This is a genomic window from Paenibacillus sp. 598K, from assembly GCF_003851045.1.
Classification (GTDB): domain Bacteria; phylum Bacillota; class Bacilli; order Paenibacillales; family Paenibacillaceae; genus Paenibacillus_D.
Genome location: NZ_BFBX01000164.1, coordinates 1 through 9514, shown reverse-complemented (window position 1 = coordinate 9514; position 9514 = coordinate 1). Strand labels below are relative to the sequence as shown.

The following is a 9514-nucleotide window of genomic DNA, read 5'->3' as shown; positions in this document are numbered from 1 at the left end:
TGCTCGATCTGACGCCGTATCTGGATCAACTGCAGCCGACCATCGACTTCATCGGCGAGGACAGCGTCAAGAAAGGCACCGTCGACGGCAAGGTATACGCGATCTCCAAGTCGCCGCAGGTGCCGTACAATACGTACTTCGTCCGCAAGGACTGGCTCGACAAGCTCGGACTGGAGGTGCCGCAGACGCTGGAGGAGCTGTCCGCTGTCGCCCAGGCGTTCACGACGGACGATCCCGACGGCAACGGCAAGCCGGATACGCTCGGCCTGACTGGCGGCAAGCTCAGCGCCTTTGCCCCGGTATTCGGCGGCTATGGCCTCGGCATGCCCGGCAACTTCTACGAGAAGGACGGCCAAATCATCAACTCGCTCTACGATCCGGCGATGCCGGAGGCGCTCGCCTACATCCGCGATCTGATCGCCACTGGCGCCGTCGATCCCGAGCTGCTCGCCAACAGCGGTCTGCAGCATCAGGAGAAGGCGATCAAGGGCCAGGCGGGCATCATCTACATCGATTGGCCCAATCTGACCAAGGAGCAGTTCGTGGAGCAGATCCAGACCGTCAACCCCGAAGCGGAGTGGATCCAGATCGAGGCGCCCGAGGGGCCGGCAGGCCGCTACGACGGCTCATGGGACATCGGCGCCAGCCCGGGACGATTCGCTATCCCCAAGGCGCTGGAAAAGCAGCCGGAGAAGCTGCAGCGGGTGTTCGACCTGCTCAACTATATCTCCGATCCCGACGGCGGCTCGATGCTCGTGCAGTTCGGCGTCGAGGGCGTTCACTACACGCTGGAGGGCGGCGTGCCGAAGATGACCGAGCAAGCATCCGAGGTTGGCCACTCGTGGCTGTACCAGTTCACCGGCCGGCCAGAGATGGCGTACCTGCAAGCCAAGTTCGCCGCGCAGTCCGACTACATCAGCTTCGCTGCCGAGCAACCGCGCATCGAGGTGTTGGACGGCTTTATCGATAACCCTGACGGCTACAATCAAGCCGACGCGGCGCGCTACATCGAGGAGGAACTCGCCAAGTTCGTCTACAACAAGCGGCCGCTGGAGGAATATGACGCCTTCCTGCAGACGCTGGAGACATCGATGAAGTATACGCTCTTGATCGACGCGGCGAAGTCTCAGCTCCAGGAGCTCGGCTTCGGGTCGTAAGGAGTGGCAAACATCAGAAAAACCCCGCCCGCAAGCGACTGCTTGCGGGCCGGGCTTTTGCACGCGCATGCCCCGTTACGACTTCCTAATCGTATACGCGTAATGGAAGAAAGCATCATCCCGCTCATAGCCCAGCGCCTCGTACAATCGCTGGGCGCTCAGGTTGTCCCGGGCAGTAGCCAGCTCTAGCCCCTTGGCCCCCGACTGCTCCGCATACACTTTGGCCGCCTCCATCAGGTTCCGGGCAACCCCACGCTGTCTGTACGCCTCATCGACGAACAGATCGTTCAGTATCCAGGCATGCCGCATCGAAATCGATGAGAAGATGGGATAGAGCTGCGTGAAGCCCATCGGCTGCGTCTCCCCCTCCATCTCTGCCACGAGGATAACGGATTCGCCGCGCGCAGTGCGCTCGCGCAAGAAGTCAACAGCGCCCGCCAGATCCGAGGTCTGTCCGTAGAACATCCGATAACGATCGAACAGCGGCGCGACCGCCGCGATGTCAGCTTGACCCGCTTGCCTTACCCGATAGACTTCGCTCACCGTAATCCCCCTATCCATTATATAAAGGCGACTCGCTCTCTGTCTTATGCCGCTCGAGCATCGCCTCCAGCTTGCGCTTGTAGGCGTCGCCGGTCAGACGATCGAACTCGCCCTCGGGCGTTTTGACGTCCTTGTAATCGTTGCGGATATCATCGCCGAGCTTGAGCGTCTCGACGACCCGGTATTCGAACGACGCCGCTCCCAGCTTCGTCCAATCGCGCTGAAGCGCCTTGTTCATATGCGTCCCCATCGACAGCACGAATTGCTCCTTGTTCCATACCGACTGCAGCGTCGGACTAACCGCCAGATAGCGCTGTCCTGTCGTTTTGTTGACGATTTCGTAGACGCCCATTTCCCGTTTTTGCTGCTGGTACTCCGCGACCAGCTGTTTTTTGCGATCCATCGTTTGGGACCCCTTTCTATTATCAACTCTTCATCTCTCAACTCTTCATCCAGTAGGCGCTGCAATCATCGGTGCGATCCATGAACCCGTACTCGATCAGATACCGCCGCAGCGTGACATGATCCTCGAGGAAGACCGCCCTCAGCAGCGCGTTCACTTCCTGCTCCGTATAGCGACGCTGCCGCTCGAAGCGTCGGCAGATATGCCGGAGGATCGCCAGCTTGCGCTTCTCCTTGCGCGGGAAGCCGCTGAGCCGACCTTCCGGCCCATCTGGGAAGTACTTGCGGATCAGTGCCTCATACTCCTCCTCGGTCAACGCGTAGCGCTCATCGACCTGGGTCGCTGTCCGGTGGACCTGCACGAATCGCGGACCGGCCGCATCCCCTTTCTCCAGCAGCTCCATAATCGCCAGGTAGAGTCGCGCCTGCTTGGCACGCTCCTTCATCGCGAAGCGATGGTTGCGAATCGTCGAGGTGCTGCCGCTGCCAGCCTGCTTGACGATCTCTGCATCGCTCAGCCCAGATGCGAACGAAGCGATCAGCTCCTTTTGCAGATCGGTCAGCCCTGTGACCTTCTTATCCAGACTGAGCAGATAGCTCAGCATGTCGCCATGCGCCTCCGCCAGATGCTGGCGCACCATCCGTCTGGCCTCCAGCAGCTGCCCCTCATGCGGATAGACGATGCCATCGACGTAGGACGCTCCGCAGACGAGACAGATATACGCTTCATCCCGCGCCTCGTAGTCATAGCCCTGCTTGAGCCGTTCGAGCGGCACGCTCCAGAACCGTTCAGATATTTCCATACCAATCAACTCCGGAATTTGTTTGTTATTTTATAGACATTATACACTTTCGTTTGTTTTTTAACAACCTCAATTTCCAGGTATCTGTATGAGTAGACGATGGATAACAGGGGATGTTGAAATTGAATAAATTAGGGTATATAAAGTAAAGAAGCAGGAAGCATAAGCTGCAAAGTTGGAGGAGGAATAACGATGACGCAATCCATAGCCGATTACACTACCTTAACGAATGGCGTCAAAATGCCCTGGCTTGGGCTTGGGGTATGGAAGGTCGAGGACGGCGCAGAGGTTGTCCGGTCCGTGGAGGCCGCGATCCGTCATGGCTATCGCAGCATCGATACGGCAGCCGCGTACAAAAATGAAGCCGGCGTCGGCGATGGCGTCCGCAACAGTGGCGTACCACGCGAGGAGATGTTCATTACGACCAAGATCTTCAACTCCGATCAAGGCTATGAGGAGGCGTTGGCCGCCTTTGAGCGCAGCAATCAGAAGCTTGGCCTCGAGTATGTCGACCTGCTGCTCATTCATTGGCCGGTCAAGGGCAAATATCTGGATACGTGGCGCGCCATGGAGAAGCTGTACAATAATGGCTTGGTGCGGGCGATCGGCGTCAGCAACTTCCAAATCCATCATCTGATCGATCTGATGGGGAGCTGCGAGGTGTGCCCGATGGTCAATCAAGTGGAGTTCCACCCGTTGCTCACGCAAGAACCGCTGCGCGACTACTGCCGCGAGCACAAAATCCAGCTGGAGGCTTGGAGCCCTCTCATGCGCGGGAAGCTCGACCTTCCCGTCCTGCAAGAGCTGGCCGCCAAATACGACAAGACGCCGGCCCAGGTCGTGCTGCGCTGGGATTTGCAGCATGGCGTCGTGACGATTCCCAAGTCGACGCACGAGGGCAGGATTCGGGAAAATGCCGATATCTTCAACTTCTCGCTTACCCAGGAGGAAATGAGCTGCATCGACGCCTTAAACGAAAACCACCGTTTCCGCGCTGATCCGGATAATTTTAATTTTTAAATCGGGAATTTCTGAATAGGACAGTAAATGACAGTAAAAAACGCAAGGCCCATGCAGATGCATGGGCCTAATAATAGATTTAAAAGATTGCCTAGATACGGCGGGCTTGCTCCTCCAGTCGGAAAACGGTTTCTTCGAACGTTATGGTCGGACAGTAGCCCAACTGGTCTCTTATTTTCGTATGGCTGTACATCGTTCGGATCGCATCTCCCTCGGGGATGACAAACTTTTTGTTCATAGCGCGGCCAATACGCATGGTAAACTCACTCTCCGGATAATTCCCGTCCAACGCATGGTACGTCTGGTTCACTGCGGCAGGATGAGTCGCTGCTAATACACACATTTCAGCCAGGTTATCGCCGTGCACCCATGGCGTCATATCATCCGGGTGAATCCATGTGATCTCCTCTGCTTCCGCCAGTTTTCGGACCAGTTGGTCTCCCCAGTGGGATTTGGACTCGGAGCAAATGACGCCAGGACGCAAAATGACGCTTTGCAGTCCTTGAGAGATGGCGTCACGCACCCTTCGTTCCGATTCACACTTGGTGGCAATGTAGACCTCTGCGTGACCATACGCCAATTCATGCGCTTCATCCAACTTGACTTCCCCTTCAAAATGTCCATACACCGACACCGTCGATATATGAACCAGGCGTTCCACCCCTGCCGCTATCGCCGCCTTGACTAAGCTCTCGACCCCTCGTATATTGGACTGCTCCGCTATAACTTGATCCCCGCCCAGATACGCCGCAGCGTGAAATACCAGATGAACATCTTGTAATGCTGCTCTCATATCCTCTTCATTCGTCAGATCGCCGAAGACGGGTGTAATACCGAGTTTATGGCAAAGGGCAATGTGCGTCTCCTCGCGAATCAGCCCCCTCACCTCAGCTCCCTCTCGAAGACACCTGACAGCAATTTTGTCTCCTGCCGTACCCGAAACGCCGGTCACAAGAACGGTTTTATTATGAAGTCTCATAGGAGATCTCCTTTTTTCAAGGCACATCTGCCGGATTTAATTGCAGCTCATCGCATTTCAAAGTCCCACGCGGCCTTGAAGGCTTTGACGTTTTCGTATCTCGCTTCGCGGTCTTCGCTGACTGCCCGCAGCGCTACTTCGTAGAGGCGCTCCCCTGCTTCCCATCTGGAGAATGACCGATCTATCTCTCCGCCGAGCAAGCCAAATGCGATAGCCCCCATTGTGAAAACGTTGGTCCTCGCATCAATCGGCGCGCCTCGTTTAAATTCCTCAGGCGCCTTTGAGCGTTTCGCGCCCCAAAAATTTTCTCCCATATCATTGACAGCAGGCGCTTGGCGATAAAAATCGATATCGCATATTTTCGTTACATGGGTAGAGAAATCGTAAATAATGCTTCCGTCGTAAAAATCGACGGCAACATAGCCTTTGGATTCCACGAAAGTATGAAACGAAAAAATGGCATCCAGCGACTTTAATCGTTGTGCAACGGTCATCTGCTTGTATTTGTAAAACGGCGAATTGGGATGAGTGTACTTCGGCGCTTCGGCAAATGTCCAATGCGAATGCAGACATTCGCCCTCAACCCATTCAAAAATGGCGGCGTATCCGTTAGCAATACGATAGTGATCGATAAGTTGAATAAGATGCGGGTGACGCAACGTGGTATACAACGGCACGGCCTCCATTAGACGCGACACCGCATCCTGCGGATCTCCCGAAAAATCTAACGGTCTGGCTCCCGCATACTTGACGAATATTTTCTTGCCATCCTTCTCGATTCCGAAACAGATATTGCCTGAATCTTGCTGGTCAAATACAGCAAAAACGTTGCCAAGCGGCCGCAACCATTCGAAATCATGCGGTTCTTGCAGTTGAAAACTATTCAATTCAATCCCCTCTTGTATTCCGGGGAACCGACGTAGTTTACAGGGCTATATGATACGCTGCTCCCCTAATGTATGGCGCCCGATTTCCCAACCTATTCATCTTCATAGGACAACGCCTCCTTTCATACTATAGCTAGCTACGATCGGGGTCACCGCTCCGTAAACTGCTTGCGATACTGCAGCGGCGACAGCCCGGCATGCTCGGAGAAGGTGCGCGAGAAGTGAGGCGTCTGGCGGAAGCCGGTCTCCTCGGCGACGCGCGCCACCGGCCAGTCGGTCTTCACGAGCAGCAGCTTGGCCTGGTCCATCCGGTACAGCTGGAGGAACTGCTGCGGCGTGAATCCGTACACCTCCAGCATGCAGCGGGCGATATAGTTGGGATGCAGCCCGAGCTCGCTGCCGAGCTGGCTGTTCGTAATCTGGCTGCGGTAGCCCCGCTTCATGTAGGCCGCAGCGCGCTCAGCGACGCCCAGAGCGGTCGGCGCGCCGTGCGCCCGCCACTCTTCATCGAGCCGCTGCAGCAGCTGCTGGAACGCCTGCTGACGCTGCCAGAACGCCGCCTGCACCGAGCTCTCGGAGGCGCTCCGGAGCTGACGCAGCAGCGTCTCTGCACGCTCCGTGTCCCTCATCTGCACATGCTTGGGCAGATGGAGCGCGTACAAGTAATGGTCGCCGCGCAGCGTATCCTCATCCGCAGGTCCCGGGCGACGCTCCCCCCACTCCCCGGCCGTCTGGAAATGCAGCCATTCGAACACCGTCGTCGAATCGCAAGCGCGGCTGCTCGCATGGCGCCGGTCCGGGCGAAGGATGATGCATTGTCCGGCCTCTACCGTCATCCGCTCGTCACCCTCCTGCAAATGCAACGCCCCCTCGTACACATAGAACAGGTCAAAGGTGCCTCGCTTCGCTCGGCTCGGGTGCGCTTCGCCAGCCTCGTAGGTGCGGAGCTCGGCGTCGATCAGATACGGCAGGGGCGGGACCAGAAAGGTCAGAAGCGGCGTGTCGGTCGATATACTCATAGTTGTTGTTGCATCCCTTCCTTATAATACATACGGAAAATAATATCCTGGTCATAATTGCCGAACCCGCGCCCGTACAACGTCAGCCCGCCGACGTGAGCCGCCGTCTGCGGCACCTCGAATCGGAAGGTCCATTGGTTGCGGTCAAGCTCGACATCTCGAATCGTCACCGAGGACATCTGTTGTCCATCGATGAAGGTGCCGTCGCGGGTAATGCGGATGCTTTTGAGCAAGCCGTACTGGTTTTTGTCGCTCGTCCACCATGCGGGAGTCAGCCGGCCACGGGTGTCGCCATAATCGCCTGGACTCGTCCATTGCCCGAGCACCGTATGGTTCAAGGAGAACTGGATGTCCGACGGCCATTGATTGTTGTATCCCGGAGCCTCCGAGCCAATCTCAAAGGACACCTCGATCTCCTCCGCCTGCTGGCCATAATGCAAGTAATTGGGCAGCTTGTACTCCACGTACCCTCGGCTGAACCAGAGCAGATGGGCGTGGATGCGCTCCGGCTCAAAAAAATAACGCGGATCGTCAAATTGACCGATCATCTTGTCCAGCGCAGCCAAGCCGCAGGTGGGCCAAGCTTCGATATCGGTATAGTGACCGACCGGAATCTCGTGCACATGCGCCGAGCGTTCCGTCGGCTGGACGGCCTCCGGGAACTCCACTGCCAGATGGCTTACGGCAAGCGAGCAATATTTGTAGGTACTGCCGCCCTTGCGCTCCATCTGCGTACGGATCAATCCGGCCCGCTCCAGCTTTCCTACGTGCATCGTCATAATGGCGCCGCTCAAGCCTAGCGCGGCAGCCATCTCCTTGTTATGCATGGGGCCGCGCTCAGCAAGCAGCCGTATAATATTCAATCTTACCTCGCTGGCCAATGCTTCATACACCGGCAGCGAAGCCCGGCTAATATCTGCTTTCATGCGACGCAGCTCCCTTGACAGAATTAATACAAATATTAATTGATCCCGGCACAAATGTAAAATGTTTTCGTCCATTCCTCTTTTCGCCCAGCACATCTTGTCCCAGACGATCGTAGTATAGTTTGAATCTTGTCTGCGGTTTGCCGCCGATTACAGATTCATATCCGGACGACAAGGGAAGGATGCAAATGATTAAACCGATCTTTGGTTCTCTAACATTACTGGCCATGCTTTGTTGCTGTCTCATAGCCGCTCCGGCAGCTGCAGCTCTCACGATCCATGTAGACGGCAAAGAAGTGGCGACCGATGCGCCGCCTGTCCTCATCCATCAGCAAACCTTCGTATCGGCCAGCTCAATGGCCCGCGCGTTAGAGGCTTCTCTAAGCTGGGACCCGTCCACCAAGACGGCAAGCTTGTCCAGAGGAGACGTCACCATCTCCTTTATACCCGGTCAAAAAACGGTGACGGTGCGCGAGGGCGCGACAACCCGCATCGAACCGCTCTCCGAGCCCGCCAGGCTGGAAGCTGGCCGACTCATGGTGCCGTTGCGCAGTCTGTCTACGATCTTCCATGCCGAGGTCAAGTGGGACAAGGCCCGGCAGATCATCTCGCTGACCTTGCCCGAATCGTCACCGTCCGATGCCGGGCTCACTACCGAGTCAAGCGAATCCGACGATGCGCTTGGATCGGACAGCTCTGCAGGAGCGCAGTCGACCTGGGTGAACACTGCCGAGCCGGGACCAGCCGGGCCATCGGGACCGCAAGGGCCCAAGGGCGACACGGGCTATACAGGCCCGATCGGACCGCAAGGGCCCAAGGGCGACACGGGCTATACAGGCCCGATCGGACCGCAAGGACCCAAGGGCGATGTCGGCGAGACCGGGCCCGCCGGACCGCAGGGACCGAAGGGCGATACGGGCGAGACTGGACCCGCCGGACCCGTTGGACCGCAAGGGCCACAGGGCCCTCCGGGCGCGCCTGGCTTATCTGGCAGTGGGGAGCAGGTGACGGCTACGTTTGCCATGGGCTCGCTAAAGACGGGCATCTTCCCTCTGTCCGTCCAAAGCAGCGGAACCAGCCTCGCGTTGTATGATGACCTTCGCGCGAATCAAATCGCCATCGATGCCGATAGCTTCATCATCCCTGAGACGGGCTTTTATTACATTGCCTACACCGTTGACTTCCTGTCCTCCAATACGGTCTCTACCCGTCTCGTGGCGGATAGCGCACCTCTTGCTGGCAGCGCGGTGCTCCCTGCAACCCCCTCCTTACAGCGTAGCAGCTTCGGCATCTACGAGCTGGCGGCGGGCAGCCGCATCAGCTTGCAGTTGTACGGATATACCGGCAGCATCATGCTTGGCGACGGAGGGGCCAGCCTCGTCATCATCCGGCTCGCTTAAGTCCGTACAACAACAACCGCCCGCTCTCGTTGATGACGAGGCGGGCGGTTGCTCATACCTATAGACTAACGAATGTCCAGACTAGTAGTTCGCTCCTGAAATAACGTTCCGATCAGCGTCACTAGGAGAGGTTCTTCTGATGGCTGTTGTCCCCAGATTTACTTATGATCTAACAGCAGAAGCTTTCGAAATCTGGGGACAAAGGCCAGATAGAGATAAATGCAAAAGTGCCTTTATTATCAGCGAAACGGGGTGAAAACAGGTAAATAAATGCAAATGTACACTTAATCGGAGTGAAATTGCCTCCTCATGTACCGTTTTCCAAAAATAACTGCACTTTTGCATTAAAATTCCGTTTGCACCCGCTTTGGAGCATAA

The 9514-nt window shown here is 56.6% G+C and carries 10 protein-coding genes; 3 read left to right on the top strand and 7 right to left on the bottom strand.

Features of this window, described 5'->3' with window-relative positions; all coding sequences use genetic code 11:
• A partial coding sequence (locus tag PA598K_RS32880; RefSeq protein WP_128660976.1) for an extracellular solute-binding protein occupies nucleotides 1–1157 on the top strand: 1157 nt, incomplete at its 5' end.
• Nucleotides 1158–1232: 75 nt separating this feature from the next.
• Here PA598K_RS32880 and PA598K_RS32875 read toward each other — a convergent pair.
• Genes PA598K_RS32875 through PA598K_RS32865 form a run of 3 tightly spaced genes read right to left on the bottom strand, consistent with a single transcriptional unit; the run spans nucleotide 1233 to nucleotide 2905 of the window.
• Nucleotides 1233–1700, bottom strand: a complete 468-nt coding sequence (locus PA598K_RS32875) for a GNAT family N-acetyltransferase (protein ID WP_376739111.1) — start codon at nucleotides 1698–1700, stop codon at nucleotides 1233–1235.
• Nucleotides 1701–1710: 10 nt separating this feature from the next.
• Nucleotides 1711–2103 carry a GIY-YIG nuclease family protein gene (locus PA598K_RS32870; RefSeq protein ID WP_128660973.1) on the bottom strand — a complete coding sequence of 131 codons (393 nt, stop codon included), beginning with the start codon at nucleotides 2101–2103 and terminating at the stop codon, nucleotides 1711–1713.
• Between the two features lie 37 nt (nucleotides 2104–2140).
• Nucleotides 2141–2905, bottom strand: a complete 765-nt coding sequence (locus PA598K_RS32865; protein WP_128660972.1) for a DUF2087 domain-containing protein — start codon at nucleotides 2903–2905, stop codon at nucleotides 2141–2143.
• A gap of 186 nt (nucleotides 2906–3091) precedes the next feature.
• Here PA598K_RS32865 and PA598K_RS32860 point away from each other — a divergent pair, with 186 nt between their 5' ends.
• The gene (locus tag PA598K_RS32860) at nucleotides 3092–3925 is read left to right on the top strand and encodes an aldo/keto reductase (protein WP_128660971.1); all 834 of its coding nucleotides are present in this window, start codon (nucleotides 3092–3094) and stop codon (nucleotides 3923–3925) included.
• A 91-nt stretch (nucleotides 3926–4016) separates the two neighbouring features.
• Here the strand turns inward: PA598K_RS32860 and PA598K_RS32855 are convergent, their stop codons facing one another.
• The 4 genes from PA598K_RS32855 to PA598K_RS32840 form a co-directional block, all read right to left on the bottom strand.
• Nucleotides 4017–4904, bottom strand: coding sequence for an NAD-dependent epimerase/dehydratase family protein (locus tag PA598K_RS32855; protein WP_185602373.1), 888 nt, complete (start codon nucleotides 4902–4904; stop codon nucleotides 4017–4019).
• 47 nt (nucleotides 4905–4951) lie between these two features.
• Complete coding sequence (locus PA598K_RS32850) at nucleotides 4952–5791, bottom strand: serine/threonine protein kinase (protein ID WP_376739110.1); 840 nt, start codon at nucleotides 5789–5791, stop codon at nucleotides 4952–4954.
• A gap of 149 nt (nucleotides 5792–5940) precedes the next feature.
• Complete coding sequence (locus tag PA598K_RS32845) at nucleotides 5941–6810, bottom strand: AraC family transcriptional regulator (protein ID WP_128660968.1); 870 nt, start codon at nucleotides 6808–6810, stop codon at nucleotides 5941–5943.
• On the bottom strand, nucleotides 6807–7736 hold the full coding sequence (locus PA598K_RS32840; protein ID WP_128660967.1) for an ArsR/SmtB family transcription factor: 930 nt from the start codon (nucleotides 7734–7736) through the stop codon (nucleotides 6807–6809). The genes PA598K_RS32845 and PA598K_RS32840 overlap by 4 nt, the downstream gene beginning before the upstream one ends.
• A gap of 188 nt (nucleotides 7737–7924) precedes the next feature.
• On the opposite strand from PA598K_RS32840, the gene PA598K_RS38845 reads away from it, so the two are divergent.
• Nucleotides 7925–9136: a stalk domain-containing protein gene (locus tag PA598K_RS38845; protein WP_185602372.1), complete on the top strand. Its 1212-nt coding sequence runs from the start codon at nucleotides 7925–7927 to the stop codon at nucleotides 9134–9136.
• The last annotated feature ends 378 nt before the right edge of the window (nucleotides 9137–9514 follow it).

Excerpts from the sequence above, each read along its gene's own strand:
- PA598K_RS32870 (WP_128660973.1), bottom strand. The coding sequence starts at position 2,103 with ATGGATCGCAAAAAACAGCTGGTCGCGGAGTACCAGCAGCAAAAACGG.
- PA598K_RS32855 (WP_185602373.1), bottom strand. The coding sequence starts at position 4,904 with ATGAGACTTCATAATAAAACCGTTCTTGTGACCGGCGTTTCGGGTACG.
- PA598K_RS32840 (WP_128660967.1), bottom strand. The coding sequence starts at position 7,736 with ATGAAAGCAGATATTAGCCGGGCTTCGCTGCCGGTGTATGAAGCATTG.
- PA598K_RS38845 (WP_185602372.1), top strand. The coding sequence starts at position 7,925 with ATGATTAAACCGATCTTTGGTTCTCTAACATTACTGGCCATGCTTTGT.
- PA598K_RS32865 (WP_128660972.1), bottom strand. The coding sequence starts at position 2,905 with ATGGAAATATCTGAACGGTTCTGGAGCGTGCCGCTCGAACGGCTCAAG.
- PA598K_RS32845 (WP_128660968.1), bottom strand. The coding sequence starts at position 6,810 with ATGAGTATATCGACCGACACGCCGCTTCTGACCTTTCTGGTCCCGCCC.